This is a genomic window from Conexibacter sp. W3-3-2, assembly GCF_009707605.1.
Lineage (GTDB): Bacteria > Actinomycetota > Thermoleophilia > Solirubrobacterales > Solirubrobacteraceae > Paraconexibacter > Paraconexibacter algicola.
Map to the genome: position 1 here is coordinate 2,297,000 of NZ_WLYW01000001.1, position 24,406 is coordinate 2,321,405.

At 70.9% G+C, this 24,406-nt stretch carries 19 protein-coding genes; 9 read left to right on the forward strand and 10 right to left on the reverse strand.

What is annotated here, in order from left to right; translation table 11 throughout:
- Positions 1-99 precede the first annotated feature (99 nt).
- Both GKE82_RS11230 and GKE82_RS11235 read left to right on the forward strand, forming a co-directional pair.
- On the forward strand, positions 100-375 hold the full coding sequence (locus tag GKE82_RS11230) for a helix-turn-helix domain-containing protein (protein WP_154733335.1): 276 nt from the start codon (positions 100-102) through the stop codon (positions 373-375).
- Positions 376-511: 136 nt separating this feature from the next.
- Positions 512-1,879, forward strand: a complete 1,368-nt coding sequence (locus GKE82_RS11235) for an NAD(P)/FAD-dependent oxidoreductase (RefSeq protein WP_154733336.1) — start codon at positions 512-514, stop codon at positions 1,877-1,879.
- Positions 1,880-1,907: 28 nt separating this feature from the next.
- Here GKE82_RS11235 and GKE82_RS11240 read toward each other — a convergent pair whose 3' ends face one another.
- A complete protein-coding gene (locus GKE82_RS11240) occupies positions 1,908-3,671 on the reverse strand; it encodes an LVIVD repeat-containing protein (protein WP_196189174.1) in 1,764 nt (587 codons plus the stop codon).
- An 87-nt stretch (positions 3,672-3,758) separates the two neighbouring features.
- Complete coding sequence (locus GKE82_RS11245) at positions 3,759-4,610, reverse strand: LuxR C-terminal-related transcriptional regulator (RefSeq protein ID WP_154733337.1); 852 nt, start codon at positions 4,608-4,610, stop codon at positions 3,759-3,761.
- A 141-nt stretch (positions 4,611-4,751) separates the two neighbouring features.
- Here GKE82_RS11245 and GKE82_RS11250 point away from each other — a divergent pair, with 141 nt between their 5' ends.
- Positions 4,752-6,938 (forward strand): choice-of-anchor Q domain-containing protein, encoded by a 2,187-nt coding sequence (locus GKE82_RS11250; protein ID WP_154733338.1) that lies wholly within the window; start codon positions 4,752-4,754, stop codon positions 6,936-6,938.
- Positions 6,939-7,076: 138 nt separating this feature from the next.
- On the opposite strand, the gene GKE82_RS11255 is transcribed toward GKE82_RS11250, so the two are convergent.
- Positions 7,077-10,532: a hypothetical protein gene (locus GKE82_RS11255; RefSeq protein WP_309233804.1), complete on the reverse strand. Its 3,456-nt coding sequence runs from the start codon at positions 10,530-10,532 to the stop codon at positions 7,077-7,079.
- A complete protein-coding gene (locus tag GKE82_RS30385; protein WP_309233549.1) occupies positions 10,513-11,439 on the reverse strand; it encodes a hypothetical protein in 927 nt (308 codons plus the stop codon). Before GKE82_RS30385 ends, GKE82_RS11255 begins: the two co-directional genes overlap by 20 nt.
- A 404-nt stretch (positions 11,440-11,843) precedes the next feature.
- On the opposite strand from GKE82_RS30385, the gene GKE82_RS11260 reads away from it, so the two are divergent.
- Entirely contained in the window at positions 11,844-13,319 is a 1,476-nt protein-coding gene (locus GKE82_RS11260) for a tyrosine-type recombinase/integrase (protein WP_154733340.1), read from the forward strand.
- A gap of 285 nt (positions 13,320-13,604) precedes the next feature.
- Here the strand turns inward: GKE82_RS11260 and GKE82_RS11265 are convergent, their stop codons facing one another.
- The 6 genes from GKE82_RS11265 to GKE82_RS27045 form a co-directional block, all read right to left on the reverse strand.
- Entirely contained in the window at positions 13,605-13,973 is a 369-nt protein-coding gene (locus tag GKE82_RS11265) for a hypothetical protein (RefSeq protein ID WP_154733341.1), read from the reverse strand.
- Entirely contained in the window at positions 13,933-15,207 is a 1,275-nt protein-coding gene (locus tag GKE82_RS11270) for a hypothetical protein (protein WP_154733342.1), read from the reverse strand. The genes GKE82_RS11265 and GKE82_RS11270 overlap by 41 nt, the downstream gene beginning before the upstream one ends.
- The gene (locus tag GKE82_RS11275) at positions 15,204-18,203 is read right to left on the reverse strand and encodes a type I restriction endonuclease subunit R (protein ID WP_154733343.1); all 3,000 of its coding nucleotides are present in this window, start codon (positions 18,201-18,203) and stop codon (positions 15,204-15,206) included. The genes GKE82_RS11270 and GKE82_RS11275 overlap by 4 nt, the downstream gene beginning before the upstream one ends.
- On the reverse strand, positions 18,200-19,345 hold the full coding sequence (locus tag GKE82_RS11280; protein ID WP_154733344.1) for a hypothetical protein: 1,146 nt from the start codon (positions 19,343-19,345) through the stop codon (positions 18,200-18,202). Before GKE82_RS11280 ends, GKE82_RS11275 begins: the two co-directional genes overlap by 4 nt.
- Positions 19,346-19,425: 80 nt before the next feature.
- Positions 19,426-21,351 (reverse strand): class I SAM-dependent DNA methyltransferase, encoded by a 1,926-nt coding sequence (locus GKE82_RS11285; RefSeq protein WP_154733345.1) that lies wholly within the window; start codon positions 21,349-21,351, stop codon positions 19,426-19,428.
- A 133-nt stretch (positions 21,352-21,484) separates the two neighbouring features.
- Complete coding sequence (locus GKE82_RS27045; protein WP_196189176.1) at positions 21,485-21,700, reverse strand: helix-turn-helix domain-containing protein; 216 nt, start codon at positions 21,698-21,700, stop codon at positions 21,485-21,487.
- A gap of 297 nt (positions 21,701-21,997) precedes the next feature.
- On the opposite strand from GKE82_RS27045, the gene GKE82_RS27050 reads away from it, so the two are divergent.
- The 5 genes from GKE82_RS27050 (at position 21,998) to GKE82_RS11310 (ending at position 24,385) form a co-directional block, all read left to right on the forward strand.
- Positions 21,998-22,474, forward strand: a complete 477-nt coding sequence (locus GKE82_RS27050) for a single-stranded DNA-binding protein (RefSeq protein WP_196189177.1) — start codon at positions 21,998-22,000, stop codon at positions 22,472-22,474.
- A gap of 73 nt (positions 22,475-22,547) precedes the next feature.
- Positions 22,548-22,694 (forward strand): hypothetical protein, encoded by a 147-nt coding sequence (locus GKE82_RS11300; protein ID WP_154733347.1) that lies wholly within the window; start codon positions 22,548-22,550, stop codon positions 22,692-22,694.
- 5 nt (positions 22,695-22,699) lie between these two features.
- Entirely contained in the window at positions 22,700-23,047 is a 348-nt protein-coding gene (locus GKE82_RS11305; RefSeq protein WP_154733348.1) for a single-stranded DNA-binding protein, read from the forward strand.
- A gap of 106 nt (positions 23,048-23,153) precedes the next feature.
- Positions 23,154-23,438, forward strand: a complete 285-nt coding sequence (locus GKE82_RS27055; RefSeq protein WP_196189178.1) for a hypothetical protein — start codon at positions 23,154-23,156, stop codon at positions 23,436-23,438.
- Positions 23,439-23,671: 233 nt separating this feature from the next.
- Complete coding sequence (locus GKE82_RS11310) at positions 23,672-24,385, forward strand: toprim domain-containing protein (RefSeq protein WP_196189179.1); 714 nt, start codon at positions 23,672-23,674, stop codon at positions 24,383-24,385.
- Positions 24,386-24,406 lie beyond the last annotated feature (21 nt).

Below are 24,406 nucleotides of genomic sequence, written 5' to 3' on the forward strand. Positions count from 1 at the left end.
TGTCGTGTGTTCTGAGTCGTGTGTTGTATGTCACGTTTCGTAAATCGCGTCACCGGAAGGACGGCTTGCCGACCCCTGTTGCCCGTAGGCTTGACGGACATGGCGGGCGACTGGACCTTCCTCACCAACCACGCGCACGTCCTCCTCTGCGTCGCCCGTGACCCCGGCATGCGGATGCGCGACATCGCCGACACGGTCGGGATCACCGAGCGGGCCGCCCAGCGGATCGTCAGCGACCTGATCGAGGGCGGGTACGTCGAGCGCGAGCGCGACGGGCGGCGCAACCACTACCGCGTCAACCGCCAGGCGCCACTGCGTCACCCGATGGACCGCGACCACGCCGTCGGCGAGATCCTCGAGCTCCTCGGCCGCTGACCCGCGGGGCCGGTGCCCCGCGCCGTCCCCCCCTGATTCACCCCGAATGAGTCCTGATTGACCCCGCAGGGGCGATGTGCGGCGCACCGGCCGCGCCGTAGCGTCGGTCCGGTCACCAGCAGCCCCGGGAGCAACCATGACCACCGAGCACATCGAGACCGACTACCTCATCCTCGGCGCAGGCGCCATGAGCATGGGCTACGCGGACGTGATCCTCGCCGAGGACCCCACCGCGCAGATCGTCATGGTCGACCGGCACGCCAATCCCGGCGGCCACTGGAACGACGCCTACCCGTACGTGCGCCTGCACCAGCCCGCCGTCTACTACGGCCTGCAGTCCACGAGCCTCGGTCGCGGCGGCGAGGACCTCAGCGCGGGCGCGGACATCCTCGCCTACTTCCGCACCGCGATGGACCGCTTCGTGCGCACCGGCCGCGTGCGGTTCCTGCCGATGAGCGACCACGTCGGCGACGGCCGGATCGTCTCGACCGTCGACCGCGATCGCGTCACCACCGTCACCGCGCGCCGCCGCGTCGTCGACGGCACGTACAGCGGCGTGCAGGTGCCGTCGATGTGCCCGCCGCGCTACGAGGTCGACCCCGACGTCACGCTCGTCCCGCCGAACGAGCTCGCGCGGCTGCAGCGGCCGTGGGAGCAGTACGTCGTGATCGGCGCCGGGAAGACCGGCATCGACGCGATCCTCTTCCTCCTGGACAACGGCGTCGCGCCGCACCGCATCCGCTGGGTGATGCCCAACGACGCGTGGCTGCTGGACCGCGGCGCGATGCGGCCGGACATCGTCCTCGACACGGTCGTGTCGATGCTGCGCAGCATCGCCGACGGCCGGGTCGTGCAGGACGCCTTCCACCAGCTCGAGCGCGAGGGGATCATCTTCCGCTTCGACGAGTCGCGCACGCCGACGAAGTGGCGCTGCGCGACGGTCGACCGCAGCGAGCTCGCGCAGCTGCGGCTCGTCGAGGACGTCGTGCGGCTCGGTCGGGTCCAGCGCGTCACGAGCGCGGGGATCGAGCTCGTCGAGGGCGAGGTCGCGTGCCCCGCCGACACGCTCTACGTCGACTGCTCCGCCAACGGCCTGGCGAAGAACGAGCCGGTGCCCGTGTACGCCCCCGGGCGGGTCACGCTGCAGCCGATCTTCATGTGCCAGCAGACGTTCAGCTCGGCGCTGATCGCGCACCTGGACCTGATGGACCTCGACGACGACCGCCGCAACCGCGTCTGCCGTCCGGTCCCGCACCCCGAGCAGGCGATCGACCTGGCCCGCGCCCTCGTGGTCACCTCGCAGAACATGCTCGACTGCAACCGGCACATGCCGCTGTGGCTGCGCCGCAGCCGCCTGTTCCTGGGCAACCACGCCGCACCGCACCGCTACCTCGCGGCCTGCGCGCGGCTGGCGCTGACCCAGCGGCGCGCCAACGCGTCCTGGCAGGCGATGGAGCGCGCGGCGGCCGCGGCGCCCGCGCCGCGCGTCCCCGTCGGGGTCTGAGCGGGCAGGGCGCGCCCGCGCCCGTCGCTCAGCCGGTCGCGCAGACCCGGAACGTCCGCACGGTCCGGACCACGCGGCCGGTCCGGGTGCGCACCGTGCCGCTGAGGCGGACGGTGCCGGGTGCGGCGCGCCGGAGGTCGACGACCACCCCGAGCCGCCCGCCCCGGCGCACGACGGTGGCGCGGCGGCCGAGCAGCCGCGCGCTCGCGGTGCGGACCTTCGCGCCCCTGGGGACCTTCAGGCGGACGAAGCGCCGGGTGCGTGGGGTGCACGCCGGCCGGTTTGCGGGCCACACGCGGTCGGCGACGCGCACGACGGACAGGCCGCTGGCCCCGTCGGTGTACCAGACCTCGCGCCGGTCCTTGACGACGACGGGCTTGCTCATCGCGAAGCTCGACTCGAGGCCGACGGTCTCGACCGCGGCCTTCGTGGGGGCGACGACGTAGGCGATCTCGCGGGGCTTCTCGAGGTCGGTGATGTCGAACACGCGCAGGCCGGAGGCGATGAACGAGCAGGCGACGACGGTCGGGTCCACGCGGGAGTCGAGGTCGCAGTAGTGCGCCGCGTAGCCCTGCACGGGGCTGGCCGCGCCCGGGTCGTTCTGGGCGGCGCGGTGCGCGTCGGGCTGGTTGACGGCGAGGCGCAGGTTGGCGACCTGGCGGGGCCGGGTCTCGTCGGCGATGTCGATGATGCGTCCGGCGCCGACGGCGTCGCGGTTCCCGCCGCCGGTGGTGCCCTGGGTGTACTCGTCGAACTCGAGCAGGTAGGGGCGCCCGCCGACGGTGAAGTGGATGGCGTTCTGCGGGATCGACGCGTTCGTCCAGGTCATGCGGCTGATCTCGCGGACCTGCGGGTCGGGCTTGCGCTGCTCGATCTCGTGGACGTCGAGGACGGCGGCCTCGCCGCGGCCCGTGTCGGTGACGTAGGCGCGGGTGCCGTCCGGGTCGAGGGTGAGGCCGTGGGAGGAGACCTGGCCCTGCCAGAGGACCTTCGGCCGGGCGGGATCGACGACGTCGATGGCGGTGAGCGAGTCGGTGGCGGTGCCGGCGGCGTAGAAGGTGCGGCCGTCCTCGCTGAAGCCGCTCTCGTGCCCGAACCGGGCGATGAGCCGCGTGGACTTCAGGACGGGCTTGCGGCAGTCGGCGCTGGCGTCGTAGATCGAGACGAGCCCCGGGTAGGTCGCCGGGTTGCCGAGCACGGCGGCGAGGAGGCCGCGCCGCTGGTTGAGGACGAGCGACTCGTGCGGGGACATCATCGGCAGCTCGGTGAGGACCGCGGTGCGCCTGGGGTTCGTCGGGTCGGTCATGTCGAGGACCTGCACGCCGAGCGAGTCGCCCGCGCCGACGCGCAGCGCGTTGAGCGGGAACAGCAGCGCGGTGTCGTAGTAGGCGCATTCGCGGCCCGTGCGGTCGACGTAGCGGTGGACCTTGAAGCCGCCGGCGCTGCCGTGGCGGCCGACGATCCGCGCGTTGCAGAACAGCCCGTTGCGGGCGCTGCCGGCGGGGACGCGTCCCTGGATGCCGGGCTCGGGCCGGTCGTCGGGCGCGCAGCCGACCTGCGGCGTGGGCTCGAACGGGAGGTCGTCGATGTCCTGGGTGGCCGCGCGCGGGACGACCTGCCCCTCCCCCTTGCCGAGCGCGAGGAGGTCGTTGAGCGGCCCGTCGAGCGCGGCGCCGGCCGGGACGACGAGCAGCAGCGCCACAAGGGGTGCGGCGAGCAGCCCGCGCCGTCCGCGGCGGGTCCGCCCCGCGTCCTCGAGGTCCTCGTCGTGGTGGTGCTCGGTCCGGTCCATCGTGCGCTCCTCCCCAGGTGCCGTGTGCGGCCGCCGAGTGTACGGCAGCGTTCACCCGGGAGCGCAGGCCCCGTGCAGGGACGCCCGTCAGGCGGCGCGAGCCCCGGCCAGCCGCATGTACCGCGACACCGCCTCGGCCCGGTTCGCGGCCTTGAGCCGCCGCAGGATGAGCTTGACGTGGCTCTTCACGGTGCCTTCGCTGACGGTCAGCGCGTCCGCGATCTCGGCGTTGGTGCGACCGGCCGCCATCAGCTCGAGCACCTCGAGCTGTCGTGCCGTGAGCAGCAGCTGCGCGCCGTTCTCGGCCCGGGGGACCGCGGTGAGCGGCACCCGCGCGACGGACGCGCGGTCGGGCGGGCCGAGACGCAGCACCGCGTCCTGCGACGGCGCGAGACCGGCGGCGATCGTGGTGGCGAACGCGCGGGCCCGGTCGGCGGACGCGGCGAGCCGGGCCTCCAGCGTCGCGCGCTCGAAGAGATGCCCGAAGCCGGCCGCGAAGGCGTGGAGCAGGTCGCGGTCCTGCGCGGAGCCCGTCCCCGCGGGGACGGCGTGCAGCAGGCCGATGACGGAGGTCTCGGCGAGGATCGGCGCGACGACGGAGCACCCGGGGACGAGCGCGGGGCCGCGTCGTCGCACGACCTCGAGCTCGAGGTCGGTGAGGGCGCGCTCGCCCTGCGGCACCGGCGCGCGACCGGTGGACGAGGCGGCCGAGAGCGTCGTGCACGTGGTGTGCTCGACGCGCAGCAGCGTCGCCTTCTCGAACGCCGACCAGCGGACGAGGACCGCGGGGGCGCGCTCGATCAGGTGCTCTGGACGCCGGGCGCCGCCGAGCGCGAGGAGGGCGCGGGCGAGCGCCGCCTCGGGTCCGGGCGGGTGGGCCGCGCCGGCCTTCGGGAAGACGGCGTCCAGCACCCGCGCGGGAGCGTCGACGGTGCTCATTCGGACATTGTGACCGAACAGTCTGTCCACGGTCAACCCGGAGCCGGCGACGAGCGACCCGTGCCGGAGGTGACGGTCGTCACGCGCCTACTGTGCGCGCCGTCGCACCCGATTCATGCACGACCTGCGAGGGTCATCCCCATGAACCGTGCCAGGGGGAGAGGGCGCGTGGTGCTCGGCACTGCGCTCGCCATCACGACGACGTGGACGACCGCCGCGGGGGCGGCGACGATCCCGGTCACCGCGACGACCGACGACGGGACCGCGGCGGGGGTGTGCGAGCTGCGCGAGGCGGTGGCCTCGGCCAACGGCGACAGCGCCGTCGGCGGCTGCCCCGCCGGGTTGGGGGCGGACGTGATCACGCTCGGGTCGGGGACCTACCGCCTCGATCTCGGGGCGCTGGTCGTCACGAGCCCGCTGACGATCGACGGGGTCGGCGCGAGCAGCACGACCGTCCGCGCGTTCGGGGGGACGCGGGCGCTGACGGTGGGCAGCGGCGTCGCGGCGGTCTCCGCGACGGTGACCGACCTGCGGATACAGGGCGCGCTCGACGGCACCGGCGAGCGGGACGGCGGCGCGATCCTCGTCCGGAGCCTCGCAGCGCTGGAGGGCGACCGGATCCACGTCGTCGGCACCGCGGCCGAGGGGACTCGCGGGAGCGCCGGGACCGCGACGGCCGCAGGCGGCACCGGCGGGCAGGGCGGGTTCGGCGGGGCGATCGCGAGCCTCGGCACGCTCGATCTCGCCGACAGCTTCGTGACCGGCACGGCCGGGAGGGGCGGCGTCGGCGGGCGCGGCCTCAACGAGGTGTTCACGCCGCCGTCGACCCTCATCTCCGCGGCGACGAGCGGCGGGACGGGCGGCGCCGGCGGGCTGGGCGGCGCGCTGCTCAGCGCGGGGACGACGACGCTCACGAACGTGACGGTGTCGGGCACCGCGGGGGCTGGAGGCATGGGCGGCCAGGGAGGCAACCAGGACATCGGTCCGATGGCGGCCAACGGCAACGGCGGCGACGGCGGCAACGCCGGAGCGATCGCCGTCACCTCCGGCAGCCTCACCGCGACGCACGTGACCGTGACGGAGAGCGCTCCCGGCCCGGCGGGCACCCCGCCCGCGAGCCCCAACCCGGACGCGACCCCGGGCGCCCCCGGGCAGGCCGGGACCATCGCCGGCGTGCTGCGTACCGCGGGCACGGCGACCTTCACCGGCTCGATCCTCGGGGCGGGGACCGGCGCGGGCGGCTGCGCCGGACCGCTGAGCGACGGTGGCGGCAACCTCACGGGCGCGTCGAGCTGCCCGGGCCTCGTCGGCACGCTCGCCCTCGGTGCCCTCGGCGCGAACGGGGGCCCGACCCCGTCGGCGGTGCCGGGCCCGACGAGCGCCGCCCTCGACGGCCGCACGAGCGGCTGCCCGGCGACCGATCAGCGCGGCCTGCCCCGCGCCGCGGCCGGAGCGTGCGACATCGGCGCGGTCGAGGTGCTGGCGCCGGTCGTGACGGTCTCCCCCGCCCAGGGCGTCGGGGAGACGACCGCGACCGTGGTCGGCACGGTCGACGCCCGCTTGACGCCGACGACCGTCGCGTTCCGCGTCACCCCGAGCGGCGGGACGCCGTTCACGACGACGGCGCGGTCGGTCTCCAGCGACCCGCCCGGCGCGCGGCTCGTCGGCGAGCCCCTGTCCGGCCTGACCCCGGGGACCGATCACGCGGTCGTGGTCGTGGCGACCACCGCGTACGGGGTCGTGGAGAGCGCGGCGGGCTCGTTCCGGACGACCGGGACCGCGCCGGGGGGCAGCACGCCGGGGGGCGGCACGCCGGGCGGCGAGGCCCCGAGCGGCGGGACGTCCTCGGGCGGTGGGTCGGGCACGACGACGCCGCCCGCGACGCCCGCGAGTCCGAGCCCCGCGCCCGCGCCGTCGACCGACCCGGCCCCGGCCGTCGCCGCGGCCCCGCGCCTGAGCGGCCTCTCGGTCCGCGCCGCGACGCTGACCCGTCGCACGCGATCGACCGTCCGCTACCGGCTGGACGTGGCCGCGCGCACGACGCTGACGATCGAGCAGGTCCTCCCCGGCCGGCGTAGCGGCGGCCGCTGCGTCGCCGCGCGCCCCGGCCGCCGGATCGCCGCCGGCCAGCGCTGCTCACGGCTCCTGCGCCGCGCCACGATCACGCGCAGCGACGCGGCCGGCGACCGCACCGTCGTCCTGCGCACGACGATCGGCCGCGTCACGCTCGCCCCGGGCAGCTACCGGCTGACCGCGGTCGCCACCGCGGCGGGGAAGGCGAGCGCGCCGGTCAGCGCGACCTTCCGGGTGGTCGCGCCGCGGCGGTGAGCCTGCAGCGCCGCAGGTCGGCCTGCTGGAGCGCAGCGCCAGGCGTCGGCACGCGGCAGTTCGCCGACGCGGCGACGCCGGCCGCTGACCCGCGACCCGCATCGCATCAGCACGATGCGGGTCGCGGTCCTGCCGCGTTCAGCGCTTGATCGTCAGGCGCCGCGCGGGCAGGACGACGGCCTTGCCGCCGACCGGCGTGGCCGTCACGCGGAGGGTCACGACGAGCGAGCGCAGGCGCTTGAGCTTCGCCTTCGCCTTCTTGGTGAGCGTCAGCCGGACGGTGTTGTCGCCGGCCCGGCCGGACTGCGACCGCGTCGCGATCGCACCCTTGAGCTTCAGCCGCTTGAGCGTCGTCGCGTCGAGGGTGAGCGTCGCGTTGAGCTTGCACGCGACCGAGCACGAGATCGTCGACGTGAGTCCGCTCTTGAGCAGCACCGACAGCTTCGGCGCCGTCGCGGACTTGATCCGCAGGATCGCGGCGGTCGGCGCCGGCGGGCCGCTGGGCGTCGTCCCGGTGCCGGGCGGGGTCGTGCCCGGGGTCGTCGGCGTCGTGGCCGGAGGCGTCGTCGTGCTCCCGCCACCGGTCGGGCCGCCGCCACCGGTCGAGCCGCCGTCGCCACCGCCGCCGCCCGCCGGGCAGCCGTTCGCGGTGGCCGCGGCCACCGTCGGGCAGGCGTCGGTCGAGTCCGGCACGCCGTCGCCGTCCGTGTCGGCCGGCGGCGTCGTGGCGCGCGGCACCCCGAAGCTCCAGATGCTCGCGTGCGAGCTCAGGACCCGGATGCGCCCGTCGCCTCCGGCGATGGTCGTCCGCGAGGCGACGCACGGATCCGGCACCGCCTGGCCCGCCGGGCCGGTGCAGTTCAGCGCCTCCACCCCGTCGCGGAAGACCCGGACGGCGCTGACGCCGTCCGCGGGCAGGATCGACGCGTCGAGGTCGAACACGATCACGAGCGGGTCGGTGACGGTCGCGTCGGGCGCCGTGAGGTCCAGCTGGATCGGCAGGAACGTCGCGTTGGACGGCGGGGTGTTCGTGATCAGCGTCTGCTCCTGGATCGTCACGATGCCCGCGTTGGGCGAGGTGATCGCCGTCTGGATCACGTCGTCCGCCGTCGGATCCGTTCCCGGCGAGTCGTCCGCCGTGTCACCGGCGTTGACGTTCGACGTGGACGTCGTCGGGTTGAGGATCTCGCAGCCGACGGGCGCGTCGGACGCCGTGGCGTCGTTCTGCCCCGCGACGTCCACGTACGCCTGGTCGCGGTCGGCGCCGCAGTCCACGACGTCGTCGCGCGCCAGGTCCTGTGCGAAGACGACGTCGTCGCCCGTGCCACCACGGAGCGTGTCCGCGCCGTTGGGGCCCTGGCCGTTGTACCCGCCGAAGATCCGGTCGTTGCCTCCGGCGCCGTCGATCGTGTCGGCGCCGTTGCCGGGGCCGCCGTGCAGGCGGTTGGCCGAGGCGTTGCCCGTGAGCGTGTCCGCTCCCCGGCCGCCCGTGACCTGCTCGACGTCCGAGGCGATCTGGTCGTTCTCGCCCGCGCCGCCGTCGGTGGCCGCGTCGGACGACAGGTCGACCGTGATCGGCAGGGAGCGGGCCTGGTAGTCGATGCGGTCGACGCCCGTGCCGCCGGTGAACGTGTCGGCGCCGTCGCCCTCGTTGGCGAACGGCCCGGAGGTGAACGCCACCGCCGCGGTGAACGTGTCGTCGCCGGCCCCGCCGTCGACCACGTCGTTGGAGCCGGTCCCGGAGATGTTGCTCACCGACTCGGGCCGGAACTCGTCGTCACCGCCGTTGCCGGTCAGGGTGTCGGGCCCGGCACCGCCCTCGAGGCGGTTGTCGTCGTCGTCGCCGACGAGCGTGTCGCCGGCGGGCGACGTGCCGCCGGGCGACGTGCCCCACAGGTTCTCGACGTCGCCGGAGATGTCGTCGCGGCGGCCCCCGGCCGTCGCTTCGTCGCTGGTGTTGCCGTCGTCGGCGGTGCCGGCGCCGATGGACGCGACGACGGCCGCCTGACGGCCGAAGTAGGAGACGGTGTCCGACCCGTCGGGGTCGAAGGTCGGGTCGTCGCTGGCACCACCGAACAGGTCGTCGGGACCGCTGCCGCCATCGAGCAGGTCGTCGCCTTCGCCGCCTTCGAGCGTGTCGGCGTTCGTCGCGTTGGGATTGTTGGCCTGGCTGCCGTCGGCCAGGCTGGCGGGGAAGACGTCGTCAACGAGGGTGTCGTCACCAGACCCGCCGGAGATCGTGTCGCTGCCGGGCCCGCCGGAGAGCCGGTTGGCACGCTCGTCGCCGACCAGGAGATCGTTGAAGCTCGAGCCGACGACGTTCTCGATGTCGAAGCCGAGCAGGAAGTCCCGGCCGAACGTGGGGTTGCCACCGCGGCCGCTGAAGAGGTCGACGTCGACGCGGAGGTCATGGTCGAGGTAGGAGATGGTGTCGGTTCCGTCGCCGCCCGACATGGCGTCGCGGCCGCGACCGCCGACGAGCGTGTCGCTGCCCGCCCCGCCTGTCAGGGTGTCCCAGTCGTCGCCGCCGAACATCGTCCCGGAGACGCGCGGGTTCGTGTCCGTCGACAGCTCGTCGATGATCCGGACGCTGTCCTGCCCGTCGACGGTGCGGATGTCGTACGTGCTGGAGAACGCGTTGGCCGTCTGGGGGCAGACGACCTCCTGGGCGCTGTCGCCCTGCGCGCAGCCGTTCCCGGGCTGGAGGCTCGCGACCCCGGTGTCGGTGACGGTCACGCCGGCGGTGGTGAAGCGCGCCGTGACGTTGTTGGCGTCGCCGGCCCTTGCCGTGTACACCACGTCGACGCTCCCGGAGGACGGCTTCAGGGCGACCTGCCCCGGCGTCGGCGTCCCGGTCGGCGGCAGCGTCGCCGTCTCGCATCCCGAGGCCGTGCTGAACGCGGTGGTGTTCGCGGCGCTGTCGTTGTCGGCGGCGTCGATCAGCGCCGTGTCGGTCCCGCCGCCGCAGCTGATGGTGTCCTTGACGTTGTCCCGTGTGCGGACGACGTCGTCGCCGCCGAGCGTCGCGATCGTGTCGGCGCCGGCGCCGCCGGCGATGTCGTCGGCCTCCGGCGTGCCGGTGAGCGTGTCGGCCGCAGTCCCGCCGACGACCGCCTCGGTGTTGGTGATCGTGTCACCCTCGCCCTGGTTGCCGACGGTGTTGGGGTCGACGTCGACGACGCCGTCGTTGGCCGCCGCGTCGCCGAGCGTCACGTTCAAGGCCTGGGTGCGCTCCCCGTAGTCGGCGCGGTCGACGCCGTCGCCGCCGTCGAAGGTGTCCGGGCCATCCTGTGTCCGCGGGGCGGGGAAGCCGAAGCCTCGGACGCCGGGGGTCGAGAAGACGTCACGACCGGGACCGCCGTTGACGGTGTCGGCCACGGTGTCGTCGCCCGGGACGAGGACGTCGTCGCCGCCGGCGCCGTTCAGCGTGTCGGCGCCGGAGCCGCCGCGCAGCGTGTTGTTCGCGTCGTTGCCCGTCAGGACGTCGGCGCTGCTCGTGCCGTTGACGACCTCGATGTTGGCCCGGACGTCGTCGCCCTCGGAGGCGCCGGTCGTGCCGTCGTCGGAGAACCCGTCACCGATCGTGACCGTCACGCCCGCGGTGTGGTCGCTGTAGTCGGCCGTGTCGATGCCGTCGTCGTCGCCGCCGTCGTAGATGTCCTCGCCGCCGGCGCCGAAGAGCGTGTCCGAGCCGTCCTGACCGTACAGCGCATCGTCTCCGTCCGCGGGGGTGCCGGCCTGCGGGGGGGAGCGTGTCCTGGACATAGCCGTAGAGGGTGTCGTTGCCCGCGCGTGCTTCGAGGATGTCGGCCCCTGCCCCGCCGACCAGCGTGTTGGCGCGGGAGTTTCCGTACAGCTCGTCGCCGGCATCAGTGCCGATGAGCACCTCGATGTCGTTCCCGATGATGTCGCCGGTGGCGCCGTCGGTCGCATTGCCGTTGCCGCCCTCCGTGTTTCCGATGCCGGCCGACACAGCCGCGGCGTGGTCGGCGTAGGAGACGACGTCCGGGAAGCCGTTGGTCGCGCGGCCACCAATGAACGAGTCCGCTCCCGGACCGCCGAGGAACTGGTCGGAGCCGAGGCCACCGGTGAGCTGGTCGTCACCCGCACCGCCGTCGAGCGTGCCGGTCACGGGCCGGTTGCCGTCCACCCGCGCGACGTCGTCACCGGCGTTGAGATCGATGTCGTAGGCGGCGATCCCGGGCCCGCCGGTGTCGCCCGGCGCGCACCGCACGACCTTGGGGTCGCTCGTCTGCTCGCATCCCGTCCCGGCCGTCAGGTTCGCGCTCGTGTCCCGGACGGTGGCGACGTCGCCGTTGACGGTGATCGTGACGTCGTTGTCCTGGATCGCCGCGTTGGCGCTGTCGCGGGCCTCGTACTGGAGGATCCCGTCGACGAGGTCGACGGTCCCCGGGTTGGTGCCGGGACCGGTCTGGAAGACCTGGGCCTGGGCAGGAGCCGCGCAGACGAGGACGGCGAACGCCGCCGCGAGGGCGGGCACGGAGGGGCGAAGCAACGGACTGGACCTTTCCGGGAAGAGACGCGCGGGGGTGCGCTCCGCCGCCGAGCGCGCAGTCATACCAAGGATCGACGTCGCGAAACGCCGGATTCAGGCATTTTGGCGCACTGGGCATCTACGACCGGCGTCGCCAAAACGACGAAAGCCTCGCGAGTAGCGAGGCTTTCGTGGAGCGCGCCCGAGAGGATTCGAACCTCTGACCTTCGGTTCCGTAGCCGGAAATCGGCACGCCGAAGCCAGTGTTTATCGATGGCTGACTTTCGCAGAATGTGGCTCTAGATAGGCGTTTACGGCTCATTTGGTACTCCCGGTGGTACTCCCGAGCGTCACGGAAAAGTTGGTACTCCCGTGGTACTCCCGGCCGATCGGAGCACTAGAATGGCCTCATGCCCACTCCCCGACCGCCGCTCTCCAGCGCTCCTCCGGCCGGCGTCCTCGTGGTCGAGAAAGGCAAAGGTCCGAACGCCGGGCAGGCGTTCTACGCGGCAAAGTGGCGCGCCTCCAAGGACCAGCGGCAGGTCAAGCGCCGGCTCGGACCGGCGTGGCTCGTCGCCGATCCCGCGGGCAGGTGGAAGCCTCGCCGCGGCAGGGTCCAGGACGGGTTCCTCGACGAGCGCCGCGCGCACGCCGAGATGGCGCGCGTCATCGAGGAGCTCGAGCTCGCCGACGCTCATGCAGAGGACCGCGCCGCCGACGCCGAACGGGCGAAGCAGACCTTCCGCGCGCTCGCCCAGGCGTGGCTGCACCACCAGGAACACATCAAGCGCGTCAAGCCCTCCACCCTGCGTGACCTGCGCAGCGTCCTCGCCGAGCCGGGACTCTCGAAGCGTCGCGGCCAGACCGTCACGCGCGGCCGCGTCCTTGCGCGATTCGGCGACATGCCCGCGGGCGCGATCACGGTCGAGGACGTCGACGCGTTCCTCGACGACATCGCCACCGAGGGCATCTCCGTCCGCACCGTGAACCGCTACCGCGAGGTCCTGCGCGCGATCTTCAACTTTGGCATCAGCCGGCGCTCCGCATTCGGACTCACCGCGAACCCGGCAGCCGAGGCGACGCTCCGACGGGCCGACGGACCGGGACGGCTCGAGGTCTTCGACGTCGACCAGGTTGAGGCCCTCGCCCGCGCCGCTGCCTCCGGCGAATGGCGAACCCGAACCGAGAAGGGCGAGATCGACAACCGCAAGAGCTCCGCCCTCTGGCAGCGCGACGAGGCGACCGTCGCCCTGCATCGCGCAGAGGACCAGCAGCTCGCCGAGATGCTCCGCGTCGCCTGCTACACCGGCCTTCGCCGCGGCGAACTCGTCGTCCTGCGCTGGCGCGACGTCCGCTGGGCCGAGCGCGTCCTCGTCGTCGAGCGGGCACTCTCCGACGGCGTCGAAGTCTCCCCGAAGTCACGCCGTGCCCGGTACGTCCCGCTGGCGGACCAGCCGATGGCGGCGCTCGAGCGGCTCTCCCAGCGAGCCAACTTCACCTCACCCGACGACTTCGTGTTCTGCAACGTCGTCGGCGACCGACTCGACCCGTCCGCGCTCCGCCGCCGATACGTCTGCGCGCGCGAAGCCGCAGGCCTCCCGCCCCTCCGCTTCCACGACCTCCGTCACACCGCCGGGTCGCTCCTCGTGCGCGTCATCGACCCGGCCAGCGTGAAGGACATCCTCGGGCACGCGGACCTGAAGACGACCGAGCGGTATCTGCATGCGCAGCGCGCGAGCGCGTTGGCCGATGCGGCGACGAAGGCGTTCGCGTCCTCCGGGCCGGCCCCCGAGAAGCCGCGGCTCGCCGAGATCAAGGCGCTACTGCAGGAGCTCGCTCCTCAGGAACGCGAGGCGCTGCTCGCCGCGCAAGGCATCCGGACCTGAGCTTTGCGGCAAAGAAAACCCCGGCCGCTGCCAAGCAGCTGAGCCGGGGACTATGGGCTCAAAGGTAGCGCACGACGCCTCGAGACCCGACGGGCCGAACCGACCTAGGATGAAGACTTGGCTTGCCGTGGGGCAGCTCCCGGGCGCGGGGCAGCCACCGGCCCTGCATCGCTCGCGCGACGCAACCAGATCGAGCCAGACTTGACCTGCTGACTGGCGTGCTTGATCGCCTTCTCTCGTTCTTCCCGGCTGGCCATCTCGTCCTCTCCGTTGTCGCCCGGTGTTCTACAGGTCCTGCCGGTCGTCGTCTCGCTGGCCGAGCAGCTCCTCGAAGTGGCCGAGTGCAAGCAGCTCGTGCTGGCGGTAGGCAGGGAGCAGCGGCCGGAGCTCTTCGGGCACGACAAGATCCGTGAACAGCGGTACCGCGCTGCTTTTCTCGAAGGCTCGCACGCTGCCGTCGTCGTGTTTCCGGCTCTGGCCAGCAAAGCGTTCTCGAGCGACGGCGTCGAACGCGTCGAGATAGCGCCTCGGCGCAACCCCGACGAACGGGACGAATGCGACCCGCTGATCGCCATCCGTCCGTTCCGACAACACGATCGAGTCGTCGTGAAGCTCAGGCGCCTTGCTCTTCTCGTAAGGCTCGACAAAAACCACCCTGTCGATTCCGGCTGCGATCAGATGGCGGGCACAGTTGTGACAGGGGGAACGTGGTCGTGTGGGCGCTGCATCCCTGAACCGCAACGCCTCGCCTCGCAGCATCCAAGAGAGCATCCATCTCAGCGTGGACGGCGCGGCCGAACTCGGTGATGTCCTTCAATCCCGCTGCGAGAAGCTTCTGGGGGAGATCTCCCGCGAGCGCTGCCGCCGCATGCGCCGCAGCCTCTGACTCGTGCCCCAGGACTCCTAGCGTTTCCGCGAACCCGGCCTCAAGCTTTCCCGCGATCGTCTCTGCGAGTTCCTGCTGCGCGCGCTTGTTTGTCTCGATCTCGTGAGCGGCGAACTCGCGGTTGTCCGTCCGCCCGTCTCCTTCCCAGTACGACCCGCCACCGGCGATTGGGACCTCGTTGGCACCCAGCGCCACGACAGCACCGCGCCCATCGACGATGGCCGCGCCCACCTGACGCCCGAGCTCTGCAGATCGCCGCGCTTCGCCAGCGGCGAGGAACTGGGCGTGCTCGTCCTTGGTCGGCGTGGCAAACGGGTCGCCGAAGATGATGCGCAACGTCCGTTCGATGTCCTTGCGAGCGACGTCCGCGTCGCCGCCTCTGATGAAGAAGTCTGCGCGGTGGAACGTGTCCGACACGTCCTGGCCCTCGGACTTCTCCTCGTCCATGTCCCGCCGGATCAACTCCTCAGGTTGATGCTTCCAACGCGACGGATCGTTGTCGCTGCGCGACCTGCGGATCTCGTCAGCCAAGTGGGCGAGGCGGGACTTCTCTGGACTGAACGCCGCAATAACGAACAGGCGCGGGCCGTAGACCGCACGCAGCGTTCGGAGCTCGTCGGGGGTCTTGAGCGACCGGATGACGAACGCATGGCGTTCAAGACCGAGGGGCTGCGCATCCTCGCCATCCCCAACCATTCCGCTCGTGAGCTGACCGCGCGTGGCGACGATATCGCTGACTGCGGCAAGCGCCAAGGCATCGCCGCGCTCCCACTCTCGGCGGAGCGCGTTGCCTGAGTCCATCGCCTGGAAGAGCCGTTCGTCGAACGGCAGGCTGCTAAAGGTCTCTCTCCGAAGTTCCTCGAGGAATCCGCTGAGCCGGATGCATCTCGTCGTGTAGCCGTACTCGTTCAGCTCCGTGCTCAGTTCGTCGGTGAGCATCGCGAGGTCGGTCCCCACCGCGGCGACAAGCGCGATCACCAGCTCGGTCTCGCGCCCGCTCATCCGGCGGCCCCGGAGTCGTTCAGCCGCCCGTAGACCCGCTGCGCGAGGTACTCGCGGACCACGGCGCCAAAGGCGGGGTCGTCGATCATGCGGCCGAAGAACTCCTGGTTGGCGTCGAGCCGATCGATCACGAGTCCCTCCAAGACGCGATCGAGGGCGAGCTTGAAGTTCTCGGGCGTGTTGACCCGTGCCTGGGTCGCGAGCGCCTCGTTCTCGACGCACGTTTGCTCGATCTGGTCGACGAAGACCTTGTCAGCCTCCGTGAACTCGGTCCCGAACCGCTCGTTGAGCCGATCGATGATCTCCGAGAGCTTGGCGAGCTGAGGATCCTGCCCGCCAGTGCCTTCGCCCGTAAACCCGGGGATCACCCCGCCGCCCTCTGTCAGCGAGAGGTCGTGCTCGCCGATCAGCTCGGTCCGGAGATGGGTGAGCACTACGTCGTCGGCGAGGTCGAGGCCAGCGGGCTGCTCGCGCGGCAGCCGGAGCGCGAGGAAGCGGCTGTAGGTGTAGAGCTGCTCGAGTTCCGGGTCGGCGAACGGGACGATCTGCGCGAGGAACGCGTACACGCGTACGAAAGCTGTGAGCGCCGCACGGAAGCCTTCGCGTAGGTCGTCGTCAGCAAGTGCGGCATAACGCTCGATCGCGGGATCCAGCTGCGCGTACAGCGAGGCGTTCGCGGACTCGCCGGAGCCCAGGAACGCCGCCGTAAACGTCGCTGTTTCGTCGCGGTCGATGACAGCGAACTCGTCGAGCCGCGCGGCGGCGTTGTAGAGCAGGTTCGGATCCGTCGGCTCGGCGATCGTCGCCTCGAAGAACGGCGCGAACGCGTCCTGGATCTGCTCGGTGTCGTTCGCGAAGTCGAGCACGAACGTGTCGGTCTTGCCGGGGTAGATCCGGTTCAGCCGGCTGAGCGTCTGGACCGCCTTGACGCCCTCGAGCTTCTTGTCGACGTACATCGTGTGTAGCAGCGGCTGGTCGAAGCCCGTCTGGTACTTCTCGGCCACGATCAGCAACTGGTAGCCGTCGCCGGCGAACTCGACCGGCAATGCACTCTCGGCCAAGCCGCCGTTCATCTGCGACTCGGTGTACGGGCCGCCGTCATCCTCGACCGTCCCGCTGAACGCGACCAGGGTCCGGAGGTCGTCATAGCCCTGCTCGCGAATGTACTGGTCGATCGCGAGCTTGTAGCGAACCGCGTGCAAGCGGCTGCGCGTCACGACCATCGCCTTGGCCTGGCCACCGATCTTTCGCCGCGTGTGCGCACGGAAGTGCTCGATGATCACCTCCGCCTTCTGCGCGAGGTTCGTCGGATGCAACGAAACGAACCGCGCGAGCTGCGCGGCGGCCTTGGCCTTGTCGACATCCGGATCCTGCGCCGCGGCCGACGCGATCTTCCAGTACGAGCCGTACGTCGCGTACCCCTTGAGCACGTCGAGGATGAACCCCTCCTCGATCGCCTGCTTCATCGAGTACACGTGGAACGGCCCGTAGTTCACCTTGCCGTCCGTCGCGCCGAACGCGTCGCTGGGCGTGCCGAACAGCTCTAGCGTGCGCGCCTTCGGCGTCGCCGTGAACGCGAAGAACGAGAGGTTTTCCTGACGACCGCGCGCGGCGACCGCGGCAGCGAGATCGTCCTGGGCATCCGTCGCCGATTCCGCGGCTGCGTCCTGCGCGGCGGCGGCTTCGAGCTGCTGCTCGGCGCTCGCGCCCAGCACCCGCTTGAGGTCCTTCGCCGCCTCGCCGGTCTGGCTGGAGTGCGCCTCGTCCACGATGACTGCGTAGCGACCGGACTTCAGCTCCGCACCCTGCCGCAGGACGACCGGGAACTTCTGCAACGTCGTGATGACCACCTGCGCGCTGCCGCCGGTCAGCGCCGCGGCGAGCTGCGCCGAGTTCTTGTCGATCTTCTTGACCACGCCCGGCTTGTGATCGAACTGGAAGATCGTGTCTTGCAGCTGCCGGTCGAGCACCACCCGGTCGGTGATGACCACGACCTTGTCGAACACCTTGCGGTCCTGTACGTCATGCACGTTGGACAGCTGATGCGCCGTCCACGCGATCGTGTTCGACTTGCCCGACCCCGCCGAGTGCTGCACCAGATACGACCGGCCCGCGCCGCCCGAGCGCGCGTCGGCGACGAGGCGCCGGACCGCGTCCCACTGGTGGTAACGCGGGAAGATGACCGCACCGGTCGGGCCCTTGCCCGTCCCCGGCTCCACATGGACGAAGCGGTGCAGCAGGTCCAGCCAGTTGTCGCGCTGCCACACCTCCTCCCACAGGTACGCGGTCCGGTGACCGGACGGGTTCGGCGGGTTCCCTGCCCCACCGTCAGCCGTGCCCTTGTTGAACGGCAGGAACCGCGTCTCCTTGGACTGCAGCCGCGTCGTCATGAACACCAGCGCCGGGTCGACCGCGAAGTGCGCCACCGCACGACGCCCCGACAGCATCAGGTCCTTCGGGGAGCGGTCGGTGCGGTACTGCTTCTTGGCGTGCTCGACCGTCTGGCCAGTCAGATGGTTCTTCAGTTCCGCCGTCGCAACCGGCAGGCCGTTGACGAACAGCGCGAGGTCAAGCTCGCCGTCATGGCCAGGCGCGTAGCGCAGCTGCCGCGTCACCGCGCAGCGGTTCGCCTGATATCGCTCCTCCAGGGCTGGCGTGAGGCCGTGCGCCGGCCGGAAGTACGCGAGGTCGATCGTCACGCCCAGGTCGGTCACGCCGTGCCGGAGAAGGTCAATCACGCCACGTCGGTTGAGCTCCTCCGTCAGGCGCGCCTTGAACTTCTTCTGCGCGGTCTCCTGATCGCCCCCGTGACGCCCGACGAGCTTCTCCCACGACTCGATCTGGGTCGCACCAATGAAGGTGAACAACTCGACCGTGTCCAACGCGAGATCGCGGTCGTAGGAGGTGTTCGCGCCCTGGTACCAGCCGTGCGCGAGCAAATACGCCTCGATCGCGGCCTCGAACGCCTCTTCGACATGTGCGCCGGGCGTAGTCATGCAACCGCGTTCGCCAACGGTGCCCCGGGAACCTGCAACCTGCCCGTCACCGCCGCCGTGATGAGCGCCTGGCGGCGCTCGTGCAGGAGCGCGATCTGCTTGTCAATGGCGGCAATCGTCGCACCGCTGGTCGCGTCGATCCTCCGAACTACCGCAACGATCTCCGCTTGCCGCCTAGGATCGGGGAGTGGAATCTGGAGCTCACGGAGGTCCGACGAACGGATCTTGCTATTGGCCGTGCCTCGAGCGACCTCGCGAATTTGGGCTCGGACATCGCTCGATCGCATGGCTGCTGCAGCGAAGGCTGCCGAGAGTCGCTCCCCAGGCGTGAGCCGGTACAGGATGTCGGGGAACAGGAGCGTCGGCCCCTCGCCGGCAAGCTCGACCAACGCGGACTCCCCAACACGTTCTCGTGAGCCGGATGCGCGCGCGAGTAGAAGATCGCCATCGCTCACCACGAAACGTCGCCAATCGTCGCGCAGTGCAGCAACGTCGATGCGCTTGTTGCGAGATGGGAAGAACGCGCCAGCACTTACCGCATCCAGGCGCAGCACACCGACCTCACCAGGCTCAGTGGCCGAGGAGGCTTCAGCAACCGCGCTCCAGCCCTGATCGATTCGGCTGAAGACGCGGCGCGCAGTGATGCGAGGCGCGCGCGCCATCAAGCTGTCGACGGCCACTGCGGCGCGCTCCGCAATGAGTTGACGTTGGCGCATTCGAGCGCTTACGAGCGCGTCGATCCGCGCGGTTTCGGTGTCGAGAAGATCAGCGACCACCGCCTGTGCGTGCCGCTCCATTTCCGGGATGCGAAGTCCCGCGACCTGATCGGCGTTCAGGTGCGGCTGCGCAGCGCGGCTGCGACACTCAGTGAAGTAGTCAAGCGCAGGCGTTGACAGCATGACGTACGCGAGGAAACGCGGATCGACGCGCCTCGGTGTAACGCGCAGGTCGTACCCGGGCGCGGCGCCCTCCCACTCGGCGGTGACGATCGCGGAGTCGCCGGTGTAGGCCCCACTCCTCACGACGAGAATTTCCCCGTCGACGAGGGGCGGGCACCGATCCCACGGTACGTCCGACGGATCGGCGCGCATAAGGCTCTCGCGGACGATCTTGCCGCGGTGGATGTTCGTCGCCCGCAGCACCGGGACACCACCGTCTAGCTGCCTCGGCGGTTCGCCTAGCCCATACGTGACATCGGCGAGGTACTTGAGCACAGTTGTTGTCACCCCCGCACCTCCTCCAGGAGCCGAAGGATCTCCTGCTCGACCTCGTCGATCTCAGCGTCGATCTCCTCGAGAGACCGCGGCTCCAGGCACCTGTAGAAGTGACGCGTGAGCGGGATCTCGTAGCCGACCACGCTCTTGCTCTCGTCGACCCAGGCGTCGGGGGCGTGCGGGAGGACCTCGCGCGCGATGTAGTCCTCGACGTTCTCCACAAGGGGGATGCTCTCGTGGTCGCGAAGCTCGAGATCAGGCTCGGGTCGACCCTTGCCGTCGGTTGCGACGTCGCCGTCGGGGTCGCGTGGAAGGAAGGCCGCGACGACGAGCTTCTTCTTGGCCGCAGGGAGCTTGGGCAGTGCCTTTGCGATCGCGGTGGCCGCGTCGGCGACTGACGAACCAGCCGGGACTTTGAGAGAGGCCGTCGCGGCCTTGACCGCGGCCACGACGTCCTCGCCCAGCTTGTCGGCGAGACCGTCCATGCGCTCGCCTGCCCCTTCAAGGTCCACCCGTACTCGCTTCGGCCGCTCGACCGTCACGCGACGGAAGCCGAACGCTTCGTTATCGAACACCTTGCTGGTGTCTGTCTCTGCGAAGTCCTCGTACCAGCGTGCGATCTCGGCGATGCCCGCGTCGGCGATTCGCTTGCGCTTCTCCCCGAGTGACTTCGGCATCTTCTCCCACCGCTCGCGGGCGTCGATCAGCTGCACCTTGCCGAGGCGGCGCTCGGCCTTCGCGTTGGTGACGACCCAGACGTAGGTGCTGATTCCGGTGTTATAGAACAGCTGATCCGGGAGCGCGACGACCGCTTCGAGCCAGTCGTTCTCGATGATCCAGCGGCGGATCTCCGACTCGCCAGAACCGGCGGCGCCCGTGAACAGCGGCGAGCCGTTAAACACGATCGCGATCCGCGACCCGCCCTCTTCGGCGGGCTTCATCTTGCTGATCATGTGCTGCAGGAACAGGAAGCTGCCGTCGTTGATCCGTGGCAGGCCCGCCCCGAAGCGGCCGGAGTGCCCGAGCGTGTCGCGCTCATGCTTGACCTGCACCTCGATCTTCTTCCACTCCACCCCAAACGGCGGATTGGAGAGCATGTAGTCGAAGCGACGCGGGTGCTGGTCGTTGGAGAGGGTGTTGCCGAACGCGATGTTCCCGGCGTCCTGCCCCTTGAGCATCATGTCCGAGCGGCAGATCGCGTACGACTCCGCGTTGAGCTCCTGCCCGAAGACCTCGAGCCGGCCGTCGGGATTCAGTTCGCGCAGGTACTCCTCCGCGGCACTCAGCATGCCGCCTGTCCCGCACGCGGGGTCGTAGAGCGTCTTGACGATCCCCTTCGTGCGCAGCTCCGTGCTGTCACCGGCGAACAGCAGATCCACCATGAGACGGATGACTTCGCGCGGCGTGAAGTGCTCTCCCGCCGTCTCATTGGACTGCTCCGAGAAGCGCCGGATCAGCTCCTCGAAGACGTAGCCCATCTGCAGGTTGCTGACGACGTCCGGGTGCAGGTCGATGTCCGCGAACCTCCCGACTACGAGGTACAGCAGGTCCGCCTCGTCCAGGCGAACGATCTGCTCGTCGAAGTTGAAGCGTTGGAACGTTTCGAACGCGCCCGGAGAGAACCCAGCGATGTACGCCTGCAGCTGGCCCTTGAGCTGCTGCGGGTCGTCGAGCAGGCGCCGGAAGTCGAGCGGTGAGGTGTTGTAGAAGTCGACCCCTGCCGCCCGACGCAGTATCGGATCCGGGTTCGGACGGTGCCCGTGAATCTCGGCTGCCTTGAGGACCGCGGGCTTGGTCGCCTCCAGGACGCAGTCCAGACGGCGCAGCACCGTGAGCGGCAGGATGACCTTGCCGTACTCCGACTGCTTGTAATCCCCGCGAAGCAGGTCGGCTACCGACCAGATGAACGCGACGTGCTGGCTGTGGCCTTCCATCACGCGCCCGAGGTCGACGTGTACCCGCGTGATCTGACGGTCATGGCGTCAACGTAACGTGCCGCAGGCTCGCTCGCCCCGTCGAGCACGGGAGCGACCCGATGGAAGGCAATTGAAGAGGATCGCCCGCTGGCTACGCCGCGACCCCGCGCGTGACCCACCGCTCGATCTCGCTGCGCAGGAACCGGCGGTGCCGGCCGAGCTTGCGTGACGGGATCAGCCCACGTCGCGCCCAGTCACGCACGGTGGACACTGGCACCGCGAGGAGCGCCGCGACCTCGTCCGGGGTCATGAGGTCCGCACGCGTCAGCCCGACCGCGGGTGAAGTGGGATCGCGTTCGATGGACATGCCCACTACTTGGCACGAGCCCCGCGCGATGTTGCCGCCCGCTCGCTGAGCGACGCGTCGACGAAGTTGCGCAGCAGCGGCAACACCCGCGCCGCCGCACTCCAAGACGGTGGTGTGCGATGCCACACGGACAGCAGGAAGACCGCGTCGAGCCGCCCGGGCAACCGGGCTGCTGGGCGCGATCGCGCCCCGCTCCTCGTGGACCCCTGCGGGTCCCGGCCGACGTCCTCCGCGGCCGCAAGCCCGCACGTTCATTCCACGAACGCCCACCACCGGTGGGCAGAAAGGAGCGGTGACGTGAGCGTCAACCGCATCATCCTCTCCGGCCGCCTCACCAGCGATCCGCAGCTGCGGGTCGCCGGCGACTCCAAGGCGGTCATCTGCACCATGCGTCTCGCGATCCAGCGCAAGCGCACCAACGGCCAGGACAAGGGCGCCGTCTTCATCGACGTCACCTCGTTCGACCGGCAGGCGCAGAACTGCGCGAAGTACCTGCGCAAGGGGGCGCGCGTGGCCATCGACGGACGCCTCGAGTTCTCGCAGTGGAAGGCCGACGACGGCCAGATCCGCAGCAAGCACGAGGTGATCGCCCAGGAGGTCGAGTTCCTCGACCCCGCCAAGGCGCCGGCCAACCCGCCGACGCCCCAGCCCGAGGACCAGCACGCGGACTCCCCGGACGCCGCGAGCACCGACGACAACGTCGTGGACATCGACTCCTGCGTGGGCGTCATCGCCCACGAGGACGAGAACCCCGCCTACGTCGTCGCCTCCTGACCCAAAGCGGGCCCGCGACCACCACCGGTCGCGGGCCCGCTCCTCATCCACCACCACAAGGAGCCACACCCGCGTGTCCATCACCAAGCCCGCCGCCAAGCTGCTCGCGCAGCTCGCCGTCAGCGACAACCTCCACGCCAGCATCGAGCGCGACACCGAGGGCAACCCCGTCGTCGTGATCATCGCCCCACTCACCCTCGACCCCGACACCGAGGAGTGACCCGGATGCTCAACACCGTCGCGCTCGTCGGCCGCCTCACCCGCGACCCCGAGCTGCGCGAGACCGGCAGCGGCCGGCCCGTCTGCGACCTGCGGCTCGCCGTCGACGCCCGCGGCGAGGAGCCCGCCTGCTTCGTCGACGTCGTCTGCTTCGACGCCGGCGCCCAGGCCTGCCAGCAGTACCTCACCAAGGGCCGCCTCGTCGCCGTCGACGGACGCCTCGTCCTGGACGAGTGGACCACCAGCGAGGGCGAGAAGCGCTCCCGCCACAAGGTCATCGGCCAGGTCAAGTTCCTGCCCGACGGCACCCGCCCCGACCGCCAGGAGGTGCCCGACCAGCCCGCCGCCGCCTGACCCCGAGTGCGGCGCCGCGCCCGCCTGATTGTGGCACCCGCCAACGCGGATGCGGCGGGCGCGGAACGGCGCCGCACCCGGCGGCACCCGAACCACGGAGGCCCACATGCCCCAGCTCAGCATCCGACCCCCGCGCCTGAAGTTCGGACCCCTCACAGCGCTCGAGAAGGAGCAGGTCGTGCAGATGAGCGCAGACCAGCGCGTCGCCGCGATGTGCGCTGGGCGCCTCACCTACGGACAGCTCGCCTGGTGGGCCAGCCGATGGCCCCACGAGGTCCCGCTCATCAACAACGAGTTCGCCTACCTCGCCTACTTCGAAGCCGAAGCCGCCGAGAGCCACACACGCATCGAAGTCAGCGAGCACGTCGCCGCCCTCGCCCAGGCCGCCTGAGCATGACCGCGGTTCGCGACTTCTACGCGCGCCTCGGGATCACGCTCCTGCGCGCTGCCGGAACCGAGGCGCCCGCCAGGTGCTTTGCCTCACCTGACGCCCACCGACACGACGACCGTCACCCCTCGGTCTCGGTGAACCTCGCCAGCGGAGCCTGGCTCTGCCACGGATGCGGCGCTCGCGGCGGGGCCTACGACGCGGCACTCCAGCGAGGCCACAGTCCACGCAGCGCGATGGACCTCCTCATCAGCTGCGGACTGGCAGAGCCGCGGCGGACCGATCTCCCGCGCCCCGCACGCCAGAAGCCCACGCGGCGGTCTCTCGTCGACCATGGCGCGGCCCCGCCGAAGGAGCTGGTCATCCCCGACACGGCGGTCGCCACGTGGGCGAAACGTCTGGCCCAGAGCTCTTCGCTGCTCGCCCGCCTCGAAGCCGACCGTGCGATCGGTGCCAGCACCGTGACTCGTTTCGCGATCGGGTACGACGGCCGACGCGTAACGATCCCCGTCCGGGACGCAGACGGCGGGCTCGCCGGCGTCCTGCGCTGGCTTCCGTTCGACCGACACGGAGCCCCGAAGATGCTCGCGCTCCCCGGAAGCCGCCGGACGCTCTTCCCTGCACCCGAGCACCTGCCGCCCGGCGCGATCCTGCTCTGCGAAGGGGAACCCGATGCGCTCGCGGCTCACACCGCCAGACTCTTGGCGGTCGCGATCCCGGGAGTCGCCGCCTGGCGACCCGCATGGGCAACCCGCTTCGCCGGCCGGGCCGTGACCGTCGTCATGGACTGCGACGACGAAGGAAGAGCCTGCGCACGACGCGTCGCGCTCGACCTCGGACGCGCAGGCATCACAGCTCAGGTGGTCGATCTGGACCCCGGTCGCGACGACGGCCACGACCTCACCGACCACCTCCTCGCCGGCGGATCGATCAACGAGCTCCGAGGCTGACGTCTCCAGGCGGACGCGCGA